At 64.3% G+C, this 19327-nt stretch carries 20 protein-coding genes; 4 read left to right on the top strand and 16 right to left on the bottom strand.

What is annotated here, in order from left to right; genetic code table 11:
• Position 1 precedes the first annotated feature (1 nt).
• Entirely contained in the window at positions 2 to 775 is a 774-nt protein-coding gene (locus tag GDH07_RS11865; protein WP_152897645.1) for a helix-turn-helix domain-containing protein, read from the bottom strand.
• Between the two features lie 76 nt (positions 776 to 851).
• Here GDH07_RS11865 and GDH07_RS11860 point away from each other — a divergent pair, with 76 nt between their 5' ends.
• The gene (locus tag GDH07_RS11860) at positions 852 to 1541 is read left to right on the top strand and encodes an aspartate/glutamate racemase family protein (protein ID WP_152897644.1); all 690 of its coding nucleotides are present in this window, start codon (positions 852 to 854) and stop codon (positions 1539 to 1541) included.
• 131 nt (positions 1542 to 1672) lie between these two features.
• On the opposite strand, the gene GDH07_RS32685 is transcribed toward GDH07_RS11860, so the two are convergent.
• From GDH07_RS32685 to GDH07_RS11805, 12 genes are all read right to left on the bottom strand, one after another.
• Entirely contained in the window at positions 1673 to 1798 is a 126-nt protein-coding gene (locus GDH07_RS32685; protein WP_022639020.1) for a hypothetical protein, read from the bottom strand.
• 181 nt (positions 1799 to 1979) lie between these two features.
• The gene (locus GDH07_RS11855; protein WP_103324242.1) at positions 1980 to 2159 is read right to left on the bottom strand and encodes a hypothetical protein; all 180 of its coding nucleotides are present in this window, start codon (positions 2157 to 2159) and stop codon (positions 1980 to 1982) included.
• A gap of 154 nt (positions 2160 to 2313) precedes the next feature.
• Positions 2314 to 3489, bottom strand: a complete 1176-nt coding sequence (locus tag GDH07_RS11850; protein WP_022639022.1) for a lactonase family protein — start codon at positions 3487 to 3489, stop codon at positions 2314 to 2316.
• On the bottom strand, positions 3476 to 3769 hold the full coding sequence (locus tag GDH07_RS11845; protein WP_022639023.1) for a DUF5629 family protein: 294 nt from the start codon (positions 3767 to 3769) through the stop codon (positions 3476 to 3478). The genes GDH07_RS11850 and GDH07_RS11845 overlap by 14 nt, the downstream gene beginning before the upstream one ends.
• Before the next feature lie 147 nt (positions 3770 to 3916).
• The gene (locus GDH07_RS11840; RefSeq protein WP_022639024.1) at positions 3917 to 6292 is read right to left on the bottom strand and encodes an efflux RND transporter permease subunit; all 2376 of its coding nucleotides are present in this window, start codon (positions 6290 to 6292) and stop codon (positions 3917 to 3919) included.
• Positions 6293 to 6324: 32 nt separating this feature from the next.
• Positions 6325 to 7380: a WD40/YVTN/BNR-like repeat-containing protein gene (locus GDH07_RS11835; protein ID WP_152897643.1), complete on the bottom strand. Its 1056-nt coding sequence runs from the start codon at positions 7378 to 7380 to the stop codon at positions 6325 to 6327.
• Between the two features lie 376 nt (positions 7381 to 7756).
• Positions 7757 to 10414: an aminopeptidase N gene (gene pepN, locus GDH07_RS11830; protein ID WP_152897642.1), complete on the bottom strand. Its 2658-nt coding sequence runs from the start codon at positions 10412 to 10414 to the stop codon at positions 7757 to 7759.
• Between the two features lie 12 nt (positions 10415 to 10426).
• Positions 10427 to 11257 carry a DUF2797 domain-containing protein gene (locus GDH07_RS11825; RefSeq protein WP_022639027.1) on the bottom strand — a complete coding sequence of 277 codons (831 nt, stop codon included), beginning with the start codon at positions 11255 to 11257 and terminating at the stop codon, positions 10427 to 10429.
• Positions 11254 to 11514 carry a YeaC family protein gene (locus GDH07_RS11820; RefSeq protein ID WP_085597477.1) on the bottom strand — a complete coding sequence of 87 codons (261 nt, stop codon included), beginning with the start codon at positions 11512 to 11514 and terminating at the stop codon, positions 11254 to 11256. Before GDH07_RS11820 ends, GDH07_RS11825 begins: the two co-directional genes overlap by 4 nt.
• Positions 11515 to 11529: 15 nt before the next feature.
• The gene (locus GDH07_RS11815; RefSeq protein ID WP_152897641.1) at positions 11530 to 12399 is read right to left on the bottom strand and encodes a rhomboid family intramembrane serine protease; all 870 of its coding nucleotides are present in this window, start codon (positions 12397 to 12399) and stop codon (positions 11530 to 11532) included.
• The gene (locus tag GDH07_RS11810; protein ID WP_172681624.1) at positions 12396 to 13370 is read right to left on the bottom strand and encodes a metallophosphoesterase; all 975 of its coding nucleotides are present in this window, start codon (positions 13368 to 13370) and stop codon (positions 12396 to 12398) included. Before GDH07_RS11810 ends, GDH07_RS11815 begins: the two co-directional genes overlap by 4 nt.
• On the bottom strand, positions 13367 to 14257 hold the full coding sequence (locus GDH07_RS11805; protein WP_022639033.1) for an NAD(+) kinase: 891 nt from the start codon (positions 14255 to 14257) through the stop codon (positions 13367 to 13369). The genes GDH07_RS11810 and GDH07_RS11805 overlap by 4 nt, the downstream gene beginning before the upstream one ends.
• Positions 14258 to 14404: 147 nt before the next feature.
• Between GDH07_RS11805 and GDH07_RS11800 the strand changes: the two genes are divergently transcribed.
• On the top strand, positions 14405 to 15361 hold the full coding sequence (locus tag GDH07_RS11800; protein WP_152897640.1) for a DUF1853 family protein: 957 nt from the start codon (positions 14405 to 14407) through the stop codon (positions 15359 to 15361).
• A gap of 6 nt (positions 15362 to 15367) precedes the next feature.
• On the opposite strand, the gene GDH07_RS11795 is transcribed toward GDH07_RS11800, so the two are convergent.
• Positions 15368 to 16651 carry an arsenic transporter gene (locus GDH07_RS11795; protein WP_152897639.1) on the bottom strand — a complete coding sequence of 428 codons (1284 nt, stop codon included), beginning with the start codon at positions 16649 to 16651 and terminating at the stop codon, positions 15368 to 15370.
• Between the two features lie 102 nt (positions 16652 to 16753).
• Positions 16754 to 17311, bottom strand: a complete 558-nt coding sequence (locus GDH07_RS11790; protein WP_053130426.1) for an NADPH-dependent FMN reductase — start codon at positions 17309 to 17311, stop codon at positions 16754 to 16756.
• A 177-nt stretch (positions 17312 to 17488) separates the two neighbouring features.
• Here GDH07_RS11790 and GDH07_RS11785 point away from each other — a divergent pair, with 177 nt between their 5' ends.
• Together GDH07_RS11785 and GDH07_RS11780 are read left to right on the top strand one after the other, a co-directional pair.
• Positions 17489 to 17725 (top strand): hypothetical protein, encoded by a 237-nt coding sequence (locus GDH07_RS11785; RefSeq protein WP_031319940.1) that lies wholly within the window; start codon positions 17489 to 17491, stop codon positions 17723 to 17725.
• Positions 17726 to 17859: 134 nt separating this feature from the next.
• Entirely contained in the window at positions 17860 to 18753 is an 894-nt protein-coding gene (locus GDH07_RS11780) for a LysR family transcriptional regulator (protein WP_152897638.1), read from the top strand.
• On the opposite strand, the gene GDH07_RS11775 is transcribed toward GDH07_RS11780, so the two are convergent.
• Positions 18750 to 19322 (bottom strand): GNAT family N-acetyltransferase, encoded by a 573-nt coding sequence (locus tag GDH07_RS11775; RefSeq protein ID WP_022639039.1) that lies wholly within the window; start codon positions 19320 to 19322, stop codon positions 18750 to 18752. The genes GDH07_RS11780 and GDH07_RS11775 overlap by 4 nt on opposite strands.
• Positions 19323 to 19327: the final 5 nt, after the last annotated feature.

Genomic DNA, 19327 nt, shown 5'->3' with positions numbered 1-19327 from the left:
GTCACGGCTCACGCTGCTGGAACCGCAAACGGTACTGGCGTGGCGTCAACCCAAGGCCCTTGCGCAAGGCACTGCCCAGGTGCGATTGATGGGCAAAACCGCAGTCCTGAGCAATGGCTGCCAACGGCAGGTCGCTGTGTTCCAGCAAGCGCCGGGCCGCTTGCAGGCGGATCTCGGTGAGCCAGGCATGGGGCGTCATGCCCACCCCACGGCTGAAGTCCCGCAGCAGGCGCAACTCGTTATGCCCATAGGTGACGGCCAGTTGCGCCAGGGACAAGGGCTGGGCGTACTCATCGGCCATTCTCTGCAGTACCCGGCGCAGATCGGCCACCGGCGGCTTGGTGGCGGGCTGCCAGGGCAAGCCGACAAAGGCCAGGGCGCACTGCTCCAGGGCCAGTTCGTCGGGCTGCGGCATTAACAACAACCGTCGGGCCTCGCGCCCCAAGGCCAAGGCGCGGGCATGTCCGGGGCTCTGCAGGCGCCGCTCGACGGCCTCCGGCCAAAGCGGCCCCTGCCAACGGGCCAGCAGGTACTCACCACCTTCGGCGGATTCGGAAAACACTTCGATACCCTTGGGCGTCAAGGCCAGGGTTCCGGGCCAGGTGTCGAAATCCTCACGCCGGTCGGAGCCGATCGCATGCACTCCGCGCTGGCGCTCCAGGGCCACGCCCAGGGTCTGCCATTGCACCGGGTCACGGGCGCTATAGGCCGCAGCCGGCAGCAGCTGCAGGACCAGCTGGCCGTCCAGCAAGCGATGTTCAAGCACCTGGGGCATGTGAAATTTCCTGATAGATCACTGGCCTTGAGCAAGCCAGACTGAGCCGTATCCAACACGACCCAAGGAGTTGCAGATGCGCACCATCGGCCTGATCGGCGGCATGAGCTGGGAGTCCAGCGCCGAATACTATCGCCTGATCAACCAGCAGGTCCGCGACCGCCTGGGCGCCCTGCGTTCAGCGCGGCTGCTAATGTACAGCGTCGACTTCGGACCTGTCGAACGGGCCCAGCACGCCGGAGACTGGGACGCGGCAGCGGCGATCCTGGTGGACGCCGCCCGGCGCCTGGAGGCCGGCGGCGCCGACTGCCTGGTGCTGTGCACCAACACCATGCACAAGGTGGCCGCACCGATCCAGGCGGCGACGAACCTGCCTTTCCTGCACATTGCCGACCCCACCGCCCAGGCGGCGCTGGCCGCCGGCACCCTGAAGGTGGGCCTGCTGGGCACGGCCTTCACCATGAAGCAGGACTTCCTCAAGCAGCGCCTGGCCGACCAGGGCCTGCAAGTGCTGGTGCCGGACGCCGAACAGAGCCAGGTCGTGCATCGGATCATCTATGAAGAGTTGTGCGTGGGTGTGATCCGCGAACAATCGCGCAGGCAGTATCAGCAGGTCATCCAGTCGCTGCAGGCCCGCGGGGCCCAGGCGGTGATTCTCGGCTGCACCGAAATCGGCCTGCTGCTCAAGCCGGAGCACAGCCCCCTGCCACTGCTGGATACCACTGAGCTGCACGCCCAGGCGGCGGTGGCATTCGCCCTGGCTTGACCGGGAGCATGGCGCGGCAGGCGGATCGTGGATCTAGAGTTGCCGGGCAAGCGCTCGCAAGCCCACCGCGCAAAGCCGGCCACCCAGCAGGAACCAGCGTCAGGCCAGGCCGTTGATGAGCGCCGCCCGCCTCAGTCTTGCAACAGGCTGGCCAGGCGTTCGCGGGAGGTTTCGGGTTCGCCTTCCACCGGCTGCGCGGAAGACAGGATGGGGCTGGAATAGAGCAACAGCAGAACCACAGTCAGACGCATCACCATGCTATCGATCCTTGCTCGGGAAAGAGTCAATAATTCAGCGCCAAATTTAAACACATGGCGATGTGACACTACCAAGCAAAATTCGCCGTCCTGTGCGCCTGGTCGCAAACAGGTCATGCAGGAGCGACAGCACTGCACCAGTGATGTCGCTCCTGCATACCTGGATATGGACGAGTCGGGCTCAGCTATGGGACTTGTGATCCAGCGCGGCATAGAAGTTGGCGCTTTGTTGCAGGTATTTCTCGGTGTAGGTGTTGGTGGCGGATTTCTTCTGGCTGATTTCCACGTTGGCGCCGGCAGGCAGGACCACGCTGGCGGAAATGGCCGAGGCGGCGATCACGGAGAAGAGATTGAAATTCATGGGGTAACCCTCGTATTCGGTTGGCTGGCTTGCCCGTGTGGGCCGTGGAGCAAACTTACTATCGAGGGTTGGCGGGAAAAAATTCTTTGCACCAGTAGCCGATATCAGCGTCATTAATAGAAGCGCTCAGGCCCCGGATGCCGGGGCCTGCGGCTTATTGACGCACCAGGAATTTGATATCGCTAGGGGCATCGAACGGCAGTTTTTGCACGGTCTTGCCCAGGAAACCGGTCTTGGCGTCACGCTCGATCACCACGATCTGGTTGCTCTTCTGGTTGCCGATCAGCACATAGCGGTTGCTCGGATCGAGGCTGAACTCCCGTGGGTGATCGCCCTCCACCGAGCGGCGCTGGATCTCCTTGAGCTGGCCGTTGGCCGGGTCGATGGCGAACACCAGCAGCTGGTTGGCGGTGCCACGGTTGCTCACGTACAGGTACTGGCCGTCCTTGGAGGCATGCAGGGCTCCGGCGGCCTTCTTCTCCTTGCCGGCGTTGGCCGCCAGGTCGAGGATCTGGCGCTGGGTCAGCTTGCCGTCCTGGTAGTCGAACACCGCCACCTGGGCGCTCATCTCCATGGTCAGGTAGGCATGCTTGCCATCGGCACTGAACAGCAAATGGCGCGGGCCACTACCCGGCGGCAACTGGACGAAGGCCGGATCGGCGGCGCTCAGCGGGTGCTCCGGATTGGCCTTGGGATCGTAGCGGTAGACGAAGATCTTGTCCGCCCCCAGGTCGTTGGCGAACAGGAACTTGCCATCCGGCGAGGACACCGACGAATGCACGTGGGCCGACTGCTGGCGCTCGGGGTCGACCCGGCTGGCCGGGTGGCTGCTCAGCTGCACCACCGGCGACAGATGGCCATCGGCGCTGACCGGAACCACTGCCAGGCTGCCGCCCGGGTCCACGTCCACCGAATAGTTGCTGACGAACAGGTAGCTGCCATCGGCGCTCAAGCTGGAATGGGTCGGCTCGTTGCCCTGGCTCTGCACCTGGTTGATCAGGCTCAGCTGATGGGTCTTGGGAGCCAGGCTGTAGCTGCTGACCCGGCCGATGGGGTCGGCCTGGCCCGGACTGTTCTCGTTCACCGCGAAGACGAACTTCAGGTCCTTGGACAGGGTCAGCCAGGACGGGTTGGAGCTCTTGACCACCTGCAGCGGCTTGGGATCGATCTGCCCGGTACGCTCGTTGAAGCGCAGGCGGTACAACCCCTGGCTCTGGCCCTGGGTGTAGGAGCCCACCAACAGTTCCTGGGTCTCCACCGGCGCGGCCTGCACCGCCATGGCACCGACACTGCCAGCGATCAGCAGCGGCCAGAAATTACGCATCTTCATGGTCATCTTCCTCTTCGTCACGGGCACTGAACGCGCTCATGCATACCAGGCGGTGCTCGCCGCTGTCGCCCTCCACGACCCAGCTCTGCAAGGCCTGGTCGAAGTTCGCGGCCTGCACCTGGGCCAGGGTGAAGCTCCAGCGCTTGGCGGCGCGGCCATCCATGCACTCGATCAGCAATTGCTGGTCGTCGAGGGAGAAGTCGAAGGCGTGCAGGCCATCGATCTCCAGCATGTCGCAGGCCTGGAGAGCGTTGAGCAAGGTGTCGGTAGCAGCGGTCATAGCGATCAATCATCAGTTGGAAAGGCGCAATGATAGCCGATTGGCGCGGGGCGGTCGGGCCAGTATTGCGCCTCCTCGAAGCCCAATCATGCGCCCATGAAAAAGCCGCAACCTCGTGGGGTTGCGGCTTGGGGAGACATCCGCCGATCAGTGGGCGAACAGCGAGTTGCCCTTCTGCCCCGCCAGCTTCTCGGGACGGATCAGGAAGCGGGCCAGGGCCGGCAGCAGCCACAGCGCGCCGAACATGTTCCACAGCAGCATGAAGGTCAGCATCAGGCCCATGTCGGCCTGGAACTTGATGGCCGAGAAGATCCAGGTGCACACGCCGATGGCCAGGCACAGGCCGGTGAACAACACCGCCTTGCCGGTGGACCGCAGGGTCTGGTAGTAGGCCTCCTGCAACGACAACCCGGCGCGCAGGAAGCTTTCCAGGCGGCTGTAGATGTAGATGCCGTAGTCGACACCGATGCCCACGCCCAGCGCCACCACCGGCAGGGTCGCCACCTTGACCCCGATGCCCATGAAGGCCATCAGCGCGTTCCCCAGTACCGAGGTCAACACCAGCGGCAGGACGATGCACAGGGTCGCTGCCCAGGAACGGAAGGTGATCATGCACATGGCCGCCACGCAGATGTACACCAGGATCAGGATGGTCAGCTCCGAGGTCTTGATCACCTCGTTGGTGGCCGCCTCGATCCCGGCGTTACCCGCGGCCAGGATGAATTCCAGGCCATCCTTGTTGTTTTCCTTGGCGAACTCCTGCACCGCATGCACAGCGCGATTGAGGGTCTCGGCCTTGTGGTCGTTGAGGAACACCAGCACCGGGGCCAGGGAGCAGTTGTTGTTGTACAGGCCGTCGGCGCGGGCGATGGAGTTGTTCAGCACATCGGGGTTGCGCGACAGGGTTTCCCATTTCAGGTTGCCCTCGTTCATGCCCTTGATCATCTGCTTGGACACGGTCACCAGGGAGATCGCCGACTGCACGCCCTCGGTGTTCTGCATCTTCCACATCAGCTCGTCGATCGGCGCCATGGCTTCGTAGCGCGAGCAGCCCTCGGCGGCGGTTTTGACCATCACCACCAGCACGTCGGAGCTGGTGGAATAGTTGCTGATGATGAAGTTGTTGTCCTTGTTGTAGCGCGAATCCGGACGCAGCTCCGGTGCGCCCTGGTCGAGGTCGCCGATCTTCAGATTCTGGCTGTACCAGAGACCGCCACCGAAGGCCACCAAGGCCAGGGCAATGGACACGGGAGCAACCTTGGGGCTGGCGAAATTGGACAGCAGACGCCAGAACGGATGCTCGCGGGAAGCGTCCTTCTTGCTGCGCTCCACGGCGCGCTGGCTGATGCCGACATAGGAAATCGCCACCGGCAGCAGGATCAGGTTGGTGAACACGATCACCGCCACGCCGATGGAGGCGCCGATGGCCAGCTCGCGGATCACCCCGATATCGATGATCAGCAGCGTGATGAAACCCACGGCATCGGCCAGGATCGCGATCATTCCCGGCAGGAACAGCTGGCGGAAGGTGCGCCGCGCCGCGGTCAGGGCGTTGTCGGCATCACTGGATTGCAAAGCGATGCCGTTGATCTTCTGCACCCCATGGGAAATACCGATGGCGAAGATCAGGAACGGTACCAGCATCGAGTACGGATCCAGGCCGAATCCGATGGCATGCATCAGCCCCAACTGCCAAACCACCGCCACCAGGGTAGTGATCAGCACCGCGATGGTGCTGCGGATGCACCAGGTGAACCAGTACAACAGCACCAGGGTAATGACGAAGGCCACGCCGAAGAACAGCACCACCATGATCAGGCCGTCGATCAGGTCGCCGACCTTCTTGGCGAAACCGACGATGTGGATCTTCACATTGGGGTTCTGCGCCTCGAACTTGTCGCGGATCTTCTCTTCCAGCTGGTGGGAGAACTTCTGGTAGTCCAGGGCCAGCAGCTTGCCCTGGTCCTGCGGGTCCGGATAGGACTCCAGCAGTGGGATATCGACAATGCTGGACTTGAAATCGTTGGCTACCAGGCGCCCCACCTGGCCGGACTTGAGCACGTTGTTGCGCAGCTTGTCGAGGCTTGCAGCGGAGCCGTTGTAGCTCTGCGGGATCACCTCGCCGCCGGCGAAACCTTCCTCGGTGACCTCGGTCCAGCGCACGCTGGGGCTCCACAGAGACTTGAGCCCAGAGCGGTCGACGCCCGGGATGTAGAACACCTCGTCATTGATCTGCCTGAGGGTCTCCATGTATTCCTGGGTGAAGATATCGCCGTCCCTGGCCTCCACCGAGATGCGCACGGTGTTGCCCAGGTTGGCCAGGTCATTGCGGTGCTCCATCATCCGCTCGATGAACGGGTGCTTGAGCGGAATCATCTTTTCGAAGCTGGTGGAGGGTCGGATCAGGGTCGCCTGCCAGAACAGGAAGACGCTGACCAGCAAGCAGATGAAGATCACTGCCGGGCGGTTGTTGAAAATCAGGCGTTCGAGAAAGTTCGCCTTGTCCTGGTGATGACTGCTCATGGAATTCCCCACCTTCTTATTATGTGCCCGGCCTATTTATTACCGAGTTCAGCGCCCGTTGCCGCCGCGACGCGAACGCCGCCCTGCCCGGCCAGGACCAGGTTGCCGTTGCCGGCCGCACTCACCGATGACAGGGAAATGCGATCCGGACGGTTGAATACGCTGAAGCTCTGGCCCTGGTCGGTACTGCGGATCACGCTGCCGCCATGGCCGACTATCACCAGCGAGCCGTCGTCGAGCAGCGTGGCGCCAGACAAGCCGAACTCCAGGGCGCCGCGCGTGGCCTCGAGCCGCACCTGCTCCCAGGTGCCACCGAAATCCGTGGAGCGATAGAGGTTGCCGCGCAGGCCGTAGACCAGCAGGGTCGCCGGCTGGCCGGTGCCGATCACACCGAACAGCGAGCCCTCGTAAGGCCCCTCGAGGCGTTCCCAGGTCTGTCCGTCATCGGCGGAGCGGAACATGCTGCCCTGCTCACCGACGATGAACAGCCCCGAGCCCTTGACCTGGGCAATGGCGTTGAGGTGGTACTGGTCTTCGTTGTCCAGGCGCTCGCTGGCGTCTTCCCAGTGCAGGCCGCCATCGGTGGTTTCCAGGAAGGCGCCATAGGCACCCACCGCATAACCGGTCTGGGCGTCCTTGAACCATACGTCCAGCAGCGGCGCTTCGCGCTTGAGGTCCTGGAACTGCCGGGTCCAGGTGGCACCGCCATCCTGGCTGGCGAGGATCTGCGCATCATGGCCCACGGCCCAGCCATGTTGCTCGTCGACGAAATACACCGCGGTCAGCAACTGCCGGCTCGGCACCTTGGCCTGGTTCCAGGTCGCGCCCTGGTCGTCGGAATAGAGGATATGCCCGCGATCGCCCACCGCCACCAGGCGCTTGCCAGCGTGGACCACATCGAGCATCAGGTTCTTCGCCGCCTTGGGCGATTCGATGGAATAGACAGCGGCGTCCGCCGTATCGGCGGCAGCCCGGACAGGCAGCGCCAGTGTCGCGACACTCAACAGCGAGAGCGCTGCAGCCAACGATGCGACCCTACGCAACGCCGGCGGGCGGCCAGCAACCACACCCATGACAGGCTCACTCATAGACCTCTCCCCATTATTATTGTCAGGTCGTTCAACCTTTCAGGGCGCCTGCAGGGTCTCGCGGGTGTTCGTCCGATCCGCTCGATCGTCCTGAAACCTGCAATCTAGAGCCCCTTTGGCTGCGGGCTATCCTATCGGGCTTTGGAAACGTCTGACAATCGACGCCACGTTATCTTTTGTTAATCGCAGCCCCTCGGGCCAGGCCTGAATATTCGGGCATTCGTCGAAGTGATCGATACCCAGGCAGCGCTCAGCGCGGCCTGCCGGCAGCTTGCCGGGACCGAAGAGAGGGAGTGCGCAAACAAAAAGCCCGGCGCTGCCTGGGCAGCACCGGGAGGGGCGAAGGCACGGCAGGGTCGCCGTGCCCGGGGGCAGATCAGGCCAGGCTCTTGCTGACCACCTCGAACACATCGCTGGACAGCTCGCCCGAGCCGCGGATGCGCTCCAGCTCGGCCTTCATCAACGCCTGCCGGGCGCTGTCGTACTTGCGCCAGCGAGTCAGCGGCGCCAGCTGGCGGGAAGCGATCTGCGGATTGAAACCGTTGAGCTGGATCACCAGGTCCGCCAGGAAGCGGTAGCCCGAACCGTCGGCGGCGTGGAAGTTGATCAGGTTCTGGCCAGCGAAGGCCCCGATCAACGCTCGCACCTTGTTCGGGTTCTTGATGTTGAACGCCGGGTGCTGCATCAACGCCTTGACCCGCTCCAGGCCGCCAGGCAACGGGCTGGCCGCCTGGACGCTGAACCACTGGTCCATGACCAGCGCATTGTCCTTGAAGTTTTCGGCGAACACCGCCAGGGCCTGGGCCTTCTCGGCCTCGAACGGCGAATTGACCAGCACCGCCAGGGCGGTCAGGCGCTCGGTCATGTTGTCGGCGCTGTCGAATTGCTCGATGGCGGCCGCCAGGACCTCAGGCTCGCCGACCAGCATCAGGTAGGACAAGGCGATGTTCTGCAGCGCGCGGCGGGCAAAGTGCTCGGACTCGGCCACATAGGCGGTGGCGCGGGACAGCTCGCGATTGGCCTGGTAGCGCTTGAGCAAGGCAGCGGACAGCTGCTCGGCCAGTTGCTTGCGAGCGAACTCGCGGGCCCCATGGATGGCCTCGACATCCGCTACTTCGCTGATTTCGGTGAGGTAGGCCTCGCCCGGCAACGACAGCATCTCGGCGACCATGGCCGGGTCCAGGCTTTCGTCGGCCAGCACGCTGCCCAGGGCCGTCACCAGGCGTTGGTCCATCACCAGGGCCTGGCCCTGTTGGTGCTGGGCGATCAGCTCCTGCAGTACCTGCACCGCCAGTTGCTGGCCGGCCTCCCAACGGTTGAAACCATCGCTGTCATGCTGCATGAGGAACATCAGCTGGTCGCGATCGTAGGGGAAGCTCAGCTTGACCGGCGCCGAGAAACCGCGCAGCAGCGACGGCAACGGACGCTCGGCGATGTCGACGAACGTGAGGGTCTGCTCGGCCTCGGTCACCGAGATCACCCGGGAGTTGCCCTGGGCGCTGGCCTCGCCGACCAGGCGCAGGGCGATGGCGGCGCCCTGGCTGTCCAGCAGGCCCAACTCCACCGGGATCACGAACGGCAGTTTTTCCACCTTGTCCGGCGTTTGCGGGCAACTCTGGCGGAAGGTCAGGCTGTAGGTCTTGGCTGCGGCGTCGTAGGCTTCGCTGACCGCGAGGCGCGGAGTGCCGGCCTGGCTGTACCAGCGCTTGAACTGGGTCAGGTCGACGCCATTGGCATCTTCCATGGCCTTGACGAAGTCGTCGCAGGTCACGGCCTGGCCATCATGGCGTTCGAAGTACAGGTCGCTGCCCTGGCGAAAGCCCTCGGCGCCCAGCAGTGTGTGGATCATGCCCACTACTTCCGAGCCCTTCTCGTACACGGTCAGGGTGTAGAAGTTGGAGATCTCGATGAAGCTCTCCGGGCGCACTGCGTGGGCCATGGGCCCGGCGTCTTCGGCGAACTGGTGGGTGCGCAGGTAGGCCACGTCCTGGATGCGCTTGACCGTGCGCGAATTCATGTCCGAGGAGAACCCGGCATCGCGGAACACCGTGAAACCTTCCTTGAGCGACAGCTGGAACCAGTCGCGACAGGTCACCCGGTTGCCCGACCAGTTGTGGAAGTACTCGTGGGCGACGATGGCCTCGACCCGCTGGTGGGCGGCGTCGGTGGCGGTCTCGGCGCGGGCCAGCACGGCGCTGGAGTTGAAGATGTTCAGGCCCTTGTTTTCCATGGCGCCCATGTTGAAATCGTTGACCGCGACGATCATGAAGATGTCCAGGTCATATTCCCGGCCATAGGTCTGTTCGTCCCAGCGCATGGATTTCTTCAGGCTGTTCATGGCGTGCTGGCACTTGTCGATGTTCTCCGGCTCGACATAGATACGCAGTGCGACGTCACGACCGCTCATGGTGCAGAAGCTGTCCTCGACGCACCACAGATCACCGGCCACCAGGGCGAACAGGTAGGCCGGCTTCATGAACGGGTCTTCCCAGGTCGCCCAGTGCCGGCCATCTTCACCCGGGCCGCTGGCGATCGGGTTGCCGTTGGACAGCAGTACCGGGTAGCGGTGCTGCTCGGCCACCACGGTGGTGGTGAACTTGCTCATCACATCCGGACGGTCCAGGTAATAGGTGATCTTGCGAAAGCCCTCGGCTTCGCACTGGGTGCAGAACATGCCGCTGGACTTGTACAGGCCTTCCAGGGCGGTATTGGTTTGCGGGTTGATCCTGACGCTGGTGTCCACGGTGAAGCTGGCACTGGCCGGGTGCAGGGTCAGGTGGCTGTCGTCCAGCTGGTAGTCGGCCGCGCCCAGGGGCTGGTCGGCCAGGCTCACCGACAACAGCTCCAGTTGCTGGCCATCGAGCACCAGCGGCGGTAGCCCGGCGCCACGGGCCGGGTTGCGGCGCATCACCAGTTGCGCGTGGACCAGGCTGTGGTCCTCGAACAACTCGAAGGTCAGGTGGGTCTCGTCGATCAGGTACTCGGGGGCCTGATAGTCCTTCAGGTAGATCATCTTCGGCTGTTCGGTGCGCATGGCGAATTCCTTCTACTGATGCACGGCCAGCTGGTAGGCCGTGTATTTGCGAATGTTGATCACGCCGGTGTCGAAGATCAGGTACTGACCCTTGATCCCCAGCAGGGTGCCTTCGGCGATCGGATTCTTGTCCAGGTTGAAGCTGACGATCTTGGCCGGGTACTGCTCGACCGGATAGCGGATTTCCAGGGGCTCGATGTCACGCACCGGCTGGATCGCCTGCAAACCGAAACGCTCCTGCAAAGCCAGCAAACCCTCGGCGCAGGATGCGAACAGCTGCTCGCGCACCTGGACCAGGTCCACGGCCTGGGCGTCGCCCTTGAGCAAGGCCCGCCAGTTGGTCTTGTCGGCCACCTGGGTGCGGAACAGATCCTCGACGAAACCGGACTGCTGGCGGGTCGCCACGCGCATGATCGGCAGCGCCTGGCTGGCGCCCTGGTCGAGCCAGCGGGTGGGCAACTGGGTGGCCCGGGTGATGCCGACCTTGATCCCCGAGGAGTTGGCCAGGTAGACCACGTGGTCGGTCATGCAGAACTGCTCGCCCCAGGACGGCTCGCGGCAAGTGCCGGCGTCGTAGTGGCAACGCTCCGGGCTCATGATGCAGACATCGCACTGGGCCAGCTTGGTCATGCACGGATAGCAGTAGCCCTGGCTGAAGCTGGTCTTGGTCTTGCGCCCGCAATGGGTGCAGTGGATCGCCCCCAGGTATTCCAGGCGCAGCTTGCTGCCGATCAAGGGATTGACCGGCACTTCGCTGTCGCCCAGGCGGAAGGCGTATTGCACGTTCGGCCCGTCCAGGCGGGTCGACATTTTACTGATGGAGCCACGGCCGATCTCGATCAATGGATGGCATCCGACTTGAACAGGATATTCGGCACGGCCTCGGCCTTGGACGAGCACTCCTGCGGGCCCATGTAGCCGGTGCGCTCTTCCTCGGGCAGGTTGTGCATTTCCCAGGCGATCATGGCCTGCAGCGACAGCTCGCGCTGCTCGGGGGTGAGCTTGCGGCCATCGGACCATTTGCCGATCTCCACCGCCAGCTTCAGGCTGCGGTAGATATCGGGGGTGATGTTTTCGATCATTTCGACAAAGGACGACATACAAGACTCCAGGAATTAGAGGGCCAGTTTACGGCGGCTGTACAAGCCGCCCAACAAACCGGTGAGGCAACCGACGAGCAACCCGCCGACATGGGCGGCGTTGGCGATTTCACCGAAGCCGATCATCGAGACCAGCCCGGACAGGCACAGCAGCAACCACACCAGCATCATCACCAGCACACCACGGGGCAGGCGATAAATGGGGTTGGGCGACAGCCATTGATAGATCCAGCAATGCCCCAGCAGGCCGTACAGCACCCCGGACAAGCCACCGAACAGGCTGGGGCCGCTGAAATGATATTGCGCGTAATTGGAAACCAGGCTGAACAACAGGGTCAGGCCCAGCAGGTTGATGCTGCCCTGGCGCAACTCGATGCGCCGCCCCAGCTCCCAATACCACATGCCGTTCATGGCGATGTGGAGGATGCCGAAGTGGATCAGCATCGGCGTCACCAGCCGCCACCACTGCCCTGCCGCCAGGCCGTCGGCCAGGGGGCGGAACTGCAGGTAGTCGCCGGCTACGCGAAAATCGAGGAAGGTGAACCAGCTCAGCACTTGCAGGTTGTCCCCCAGCAACGTGACGCCGCAGACCACCAGGCTCAGGACCAGCACCAGGGCCGTCACCGGGCTGCGCCGCAGCTGCTGGGCCAGCCCAGGTCCCTCGGGGGCAGTGGCCTGGGGAATGTCCAACTGTTGCTCGGGATCGCCCTTTGGGAAGCGCTGGTACAGGCCCAGCACATCCTGGCTAATGGACTCGGGCACCCACAGCACCTGTTCCCCGGCTTCCTCGCTGACCCGATGAGGTACCTGCATGCGTTGCAAGAGCTTGACGAAACCGCTGAGGTCGGTAGCCAGGGGCAGGCGCAAGATAGCTACCGCGCTCATCGCGACACCTCCGGCCGCTCGACGTCGACCCAGACGAACTTGTTCGGATCCAGGCGCGTTTCCTGGTCCAGGCGGTAGGCGGCGAGCTTGCCGTAGAGCACCGCGCTGTAGTCCAGGCAAGCCAGGTTGGGCCGGATCGGCGCCGGCGTACCGCTGCGCCAGTAGTGGCCGACGAACAGCAGCGGCTCCTCGATCCCGTAGCGCAGCAGGCTGTTCTTCTCGTCCCGGGACAACGGCGTGCGAGCCACCGGCTCGGGCAAGGCATCGGGCTGGAAGACGATATCGCCATAGGTCTGCGGATCGTCCTCCCAGAACTTGGTACGGAAGAACGAACGGGTCAGGCCGTCGCCGCTGGTCATGGTCAAGCCATGAGGCAGGCGCATGTCGGTGCCCCGCAACAGGCGATCGAAGGCATTGCTGGCGAAGCTGTCAGGCAGCGCCGAGGCCTGCAGGAAGTCGCGATCGATGCAGCCGTCCGGGTAGCGCTGGCGTAGCTGGGCGATCAGCGTCGAATCCCAGCAGGCGTGCACCACCCGGAAGCGTCCGGCGTCGACGAACAACGGCATCCGGTAGAACCACTCAAGGAAATCGTGCCAGTCGCCGGGGTGCTGTTCGAACTGGGCCAGGGTCTCGTGGATCAGCCGGGCATGGCGCGGGGTGTGCTCACGCACGAACTGCTTGCCGCTGCCCTCGGCCGCCGGGGTGCTCCAGCCCAGGGCATTGAACTCGTGGTTGCCCATGATGCACAGCGCCTGGCCGGCCTCGACCATGTCGTGGACGATGTGCAAGGCCTCGCGAATCCGCGGGCCGCGATCGATGATGTCGCCAAGGAACACCGCCATGCGTGACGGGTGCCGCCAGACGCCGCCCTGCTTGTGGTAACCGAGCCGGTCCAGCAGGTGTTCGAGGGTCAGGGCACAACCGTGCACGTCACCGACCAGGTCGTAGCTACGCGCGGGATCGAGCATCAGTCGCCTCCACCACCCAGGCGGCTGCCCCAGCCGAGCTTGGTCCGGCAGACCTCGTAGTAGTTGTGGTCCAGCGGATGGATCAGGCGCAGCTTCTGGGCCTTCTTGCTCACCGTGATGGTGTCGCCCGGAGCACAGGTGAAGTGGTTCTGCCCGTCGCAGGAAACCTGCGGATAGATCTGCATATCTTTGGACACGACGATTTTCAGCTCACTGTTGCCATCGACCACGATCGGCCGTCCGGACAAGGTATGGGGGTACATCGGCACGATCACAATGGCATCGAGCTTGGGATGCATGATCGGACCGCCGGCAGACAGTGCGTAGGCCGTGGAGCCGGTGGGGGTAGCGACGATCAGGCCGTCGGCCTTCTGGCTGCAGACGAACTGGCCGTCGATATAGATCTCGAACTCGATCATCCGGGTCGACTTGCCCGGGTGCAGCACCACGTCGTTCAAGGCATCGCCCTGGCCGATGGCCTCGGCATGCCGGCGCACCTCGGCCTGCAGCAGGAAACGGTTCTCCACCAGGTAGTGGCCGTCCAGCACTTCGGCGACCTTGATCTCAAGTTCGTCGGGACGGATATCGGTGAGAAAGCCCAGGCTGCCGCGGTTGATCCCCAGCACCGGGACATTGTGCCGCGCCAGGGCCCGGGCGGCGCCCAGCAGGCTGCCGTCGCCACCGACCACGATGACCATGTCGCAGACCTCGCCCAGCAGCTTGCGCGAAGAGGTCTGCAGTCCGTGGCCTGGCAGCACTTCAGCGATGGTGTCCTCGAGGATCACGTGCAGGTGGCGTTCGAGCAGAAACTTTTTCAGTCGGCGCACTGTGTCCAGCACCTGGGAGCTGCCCAGGCGACCGATAATGCCGATATTGCGAAATTGCTCCATGGGGCTCCTGCGGGGGTTCGGGCGAAACGGAGGATTATGGGCGAAACCCGGCGCCAGACAAAATCCTTTCAGCCGTACAGGCTCGCCCGGCGCCCGGGCGGCAGGTATTTATCGCGAGCCGCCGCGGTTTGCGTCTATGCTCGCAACATGCTCCCGTTCGCCGATTTGCTCAACCTCCCCCGCCAGCTACGCCAGCCCGAAGTGCGCGATCTCGCCTGGGTGATCCTCGCCCCGCCAATGCTCAGCGCCACACCCTGGCCCCAGCGCCACCCCCTGGCCGGCAGCGACTGGACCCTGGAGCCGCAACGGCTGGCCCACTGGCTGCAAGTGCAGGACCAGGACAGCAGCGCGCTGCGCCAGTGGCTCAGCCGCAGCCCGACCCGGCGCCTGGGCCTGTACTACGAGCGGCTCTGGCAGTTCGCCGTGCAGCACGCCCCGGGAGTGGAACTACTGGCGGCCAACCTGCCGATCCGTCGCGACGGCCATACCCTGGGCGAGCTGGACATGCTCCTGCGCGACCGCGACGGGGTGCACCACCTGGAGCTGGCGATCAAGCTCTACCTCGGTCCACAGCAAGGGCCCGGCGGCGATAGCGCGCAATGGCTGGGCCCGGGCTGCCACGACCGCCTGGACCGCAAGCTGGCCCACCTGGCCGCGCACCAGCTGCCGCTTTCGGCCCGGGAAGAAAGCCACGCCACCCTGGCGGCGCTGAAGGTCGGCCAACCCAGCGCCCACCTGTGGCTCGGCGGCTACCTGCTGTATCCCTGGCCGGGCCATGCCGACCCGCCCCTGGGCGCCCATCCGCAGCACCTGCGCGGGCGCTGGCTGCATCAGCGCGACTGGCCGGCGTTCATCGACAGCAGCCCGCCGGGGCGCTGGCAGCCCCTGCCCCGGCATGCCTGGCTGGCTCCGGCGCGCTACCCCGGCGAACACACCTGGAGCGCCGCCCAGTTGCAGCAATGGTTGGCCGAGCTCGACCCCCTGGCCCCGGCGCAACTGCTGGTGCGCCTGCAAGAGAGCGCCGAAGGCGACTGGATCGAGGCCGAGCGCCTGTTCCTGGTGGCCGACCCATGGCCCGACCTGCCCGCCGCGTCCCAGTCCTAGCCGGCCTCAGAGCAACAGGCGCAGGGCCAGCGCCGCCAGGGTCACCAGCAACACCGGCAGGGTCAGCACTATCCCGACCCGCAGGTAGTAACCCCAGCCGACATGAATGCCCTTGCGGTCCAGCACATGCAGCCAGAGCAAGGTCGCCAGGCTACCTATGGGGGTGATCTTGGGCCCCAGGTCGCTGCCGATCACGTTGGCGTAGATCATCGCCTCCCTGACCACGCCCGTGGCCTGGCTGGCATCGATGGACAAGGCGCCGACCAGCACTGCCGGCAGATTGTTCATCACCGACGACAAGCCTGCCGCCAGCAGCCCGGTGCCCAGCGCTGCGCCCCAGACCCCGCCGGCGGCGAAAGCGTCCAGCCAGCCGGCCAGGTGCGTGGTGAGCCCGGCGTTACGTAAGCCGTACACCACCAAGTACATGCCCAGGGAGAACAGCACGATCTGCCACGGGGCCTCCTTAAGTACCTTGCGCGTGGAAATCCTCTGGCCCCGGGCAGCCACCATCAACAACAGGCAAGCGCAGCCCGCCGAAATGGCGCTGATGGGAATGCCCAGGGGTTCCAGAGCGAAGCAGCCCAGCAGCAGGATCAACAGCACCCACCAGCCGGCGAAAAAGGTGCCGCGATCGTGAATGGCGCTCGCCGGGTCGGCCAGTTGCCGTGGGTCATAGGCCTGGGGAATGTCCCGGCCAAAGAACCACAGCAACACCCCCAGGGTGGCGACGACGCTTACCAGGTTCACCGGCAGCATCACTGCGGCGTAGCGGTTGAAACCGATACCGAAGAAGTCGGCGCAAACGATGTTCACCAGGTTCGACACCACCAGCGGCAGGCTCGCGGTATCGGCTATGAACCCGGCCCCCATGACGAAGGCCAGGGTCGCCGCCCTGGAAAAGTGCAAGGCCAGGAGCATGGAGATGACGATGGGCGTCAGGATCAGCGCCGCGCCATCGTTGGCGAACAGCGCCGAGACCAGCGCCCCGAGCGACACCATCCAGGCGAACAGCCGGCGGCCCTTGCCCTGCCCCCAACGCGCCACGTGCAACGCGGCCCAGGCGAAGAAACCAGCCTCGTCCAGCAACAGGCTGATGATGATCAAGGCGACGAAAGTGCCGGTGGCATTCCAGATGATCTGCCATACCACCGGGATATCGGCGAGCTGCACCGTTCCGCAGAGCAACGCCAGCAGCGCGCCGCCCATTGCACTCCAGCCCACGCCCAGCCCTCGGGGCTGCCAGATCACCAGGATGATGGTCAGCAGGAAGATCGCTACGGCAATCAGCATGTCTTGGCAGGCATCCGTGGCTCGCGGGCAAACCCCAAGGGCGGGGCTTGAGGGGGACGGCCCGGCCTTTTCCAAAGCCGGGACCGCCACACTGGGGGGAACTCAGGTGCGCTTCTGTTGCTCGACCCACTGGCCGAAGGCGTTGATGAAACCCTGGAGGAATGGCCGGGTGGCCTCCGCCAGCTTGCCGGACTCATCGAATGCGGAACCGGCGCCGCCCATGTAGGCCTCGGGCTGCTGCATGCACGGCACATTCAAGAACACCAGGGACTGGCGCAAATGATGATTGGCGCCAAAACCGCCGATGGCCCCCGGGGACACGCTGATCACCGCCCCCGGCTTGCCGCTCCAGTTGTTCTTGCCATAGGGGCGCGAGCCGACGTCGATGGCATTCTTCAGCACCGCCGGCACTGAACGGTTGTACTCGGGAGTCACGAACAGCACCGCATCGGCCTCGACGATCCGTTGGCGAAACGCCACGTAGCTGGCCGGGGGAGTCGCCTCGATATCCTCGTTGTAGAACGGCAAGTCGCCGATCTCGACAATGTTCAGCTGGAGATTGGCCGGGGCCAGCTCAGCCAGGGTCAAGGCAACCTTGCGGTTCAGGGACTGCTTTCTCAAACTGCCGACCAGTACTGCAACCTTGTAGACATTGCTCATTGGAGTTTCCAACCGTTGGCTTGGGGGAAGTGCTAGTTATAGATGAGCCAAGGCGGACTCTGCTACCCCGACGCCAGGCGCTCTTTAATATTTTTTCCCCTGGGTAAAACTTCCGCCCGGTCCCCCGGGTCTACAGCACCGAAATTTGCGTGTTCTATCTCCAGAGGCTCTAAAAAGATGGCAGAAGTACTTGTCGGACAATTCCATGCAAGAGATGCCGAGGGGCGGGTGTATTCCGTCCATGAATTCCAGGAATCCATGCCAGCGCAAGATGGCGAGGCCAGCGCGGAACCCGTGACCACCTACCGCCTGGCCATCGGCGATCGGGTGCGCAAGCTCGACGACGACAACTTCCTGCTGGTGCAACTGGACGTGACCCTGGTGCGCGAACCCGACTCTCCCGTGACTCCCTGACCTGCGATCCCCCTCCTCCCGCGCCGGGCGTCTGCCCCGGCCTGCCCCTGCGACAACCGCTACAGATTCCGGGCGCAGACTTGGGGTAGGATTCGACGCTTGCGTCCCTAACCGGCTGGATATGGATTTCAAGCATGCGTTTACGTCATATCGAAGTGATTCAGGCGCTCCTGCAAACCGCCCACCTGGGCACTGCCGCCCAATTGCTGCAATTATCGGTGGCCGAAGTCGAGGCCCTGCTGCGCGATGCGGAAAGCCAGCTGGGCTTCATGTTGTTCGCCAGTGTGCGCGGACGCCTGCAGGCCACCCGCGAAGCGCGAGAGCTGCAGGGCGCAATCATCCGGGTCTATGACGCCTTCGAACCAGTGCAACGCCTGGCCGACAGCCTGAGGTTCCACCAGGCGCCGCCTTTGCGCATCGTCGGCACCGCCCCCTTGGTCCAGCAACTGTTGCCCCAATGCATCGCCGCCCTGCGCCGGCGCTTCGCCGATACGCCGTGCAGCCTCCTGTGCCAGAACACCCGAGAGATCATCGACAGCCTGCTGCTGCGCGATTGCGACCTGGGCCTGAGCCTGCATGACCCCGAACATCCGGACATCCACAGCCAGGCCCTGGCCCAGGGCAAGCTGTTCCTGCTGGCGCCCCATGGCTGGTTGCAGGCCAAGCAGAAATACGTGTCCCTGCAGGACCTGGCCGGCCAGGCCATGGTTGGCCTGGAGGGACACGACCCGCTGAGCGCGGTCCTGGCCGGCAAGTTGCAGAACCTGCGGCCCAGCCCGGTGATCCAGACCCGGGTCCAGACCTACCAGATGATGCGCAGCCTGGTGGAAGCCGGCGAAGGCCTGGCCATCGTCGACCCGTTCACCGCCGCCGGGGCCCGGGGCTCGGGGCTCGACATCAGCCCCTTGTCGCCGCCCGTGGGCGTCACCCTCTACGCCTTGCGCCGCCAGGGCAGCGACAGCTCGCCCCTGCTCAATGCCCTGCTGGAATTGCTGGCCGAACAGGCCACGGCGTTGCTGGCAGGCTAGGCTGGCTCTTCGGCGAACAGCAGGTACCAGAAGATCGCCGTTTCAGCGGTCTGCGGATCGATGCCGCGATAACGCAAATGATCCACGCCGCCCACCACGTAGCCGCAACGCTCGTACAAGCGGCAGGCGCCAAGGTTGTTGTTCTGGGTTTCCAGCATTACCCCCGGCAGGCCCTTCTTGCGGCTCCAGAACTGCGCCACCTCCAGCAGGGCCCTGGCCACCCCATGGCGCCGCGCCGGGGCATGCACCGCCAGTTCATCGATATGGCCATAACCGTTCCAGTTGGTGCTGACCACCACATGCCCCACCGGATGCCCATCCAGGTATGCCATGAACACCTCGCTGCCCGGAGCATTGCGGTAGCTGCTGAACTCCTCCGGGTCGATGCCGTAGCACTTGCGATAAGGCACCACCTGGCGCAATGGCCAACTGGCCACCGCCACGTCGCGTTCGGCCTCGGCGTAGGCCTCGACCTGGAAACTGAAATCGCTGTCGTTGACATAGGCCGCGAACCCGGCATCGGCGACACGGACCGCGAGCCCCGGATGCGGGCAGAATGCTGGCTGCATGGGTA

It is taken from the genome of Pseudomonas piscis (genome assembly GCF_009380155.1).
Lineage (GTDB): Bacteria > Pseudomonadota > Gammaproteobacteria > Pseudomonadales > Pseudomonadaceae > Aquipseudomonas > Aquipseudomonas piscis.
Note: the sequence above shows the minus strand (reverse complement) of the source record. Positions and strands in the feature narration are given on the sequence as shown.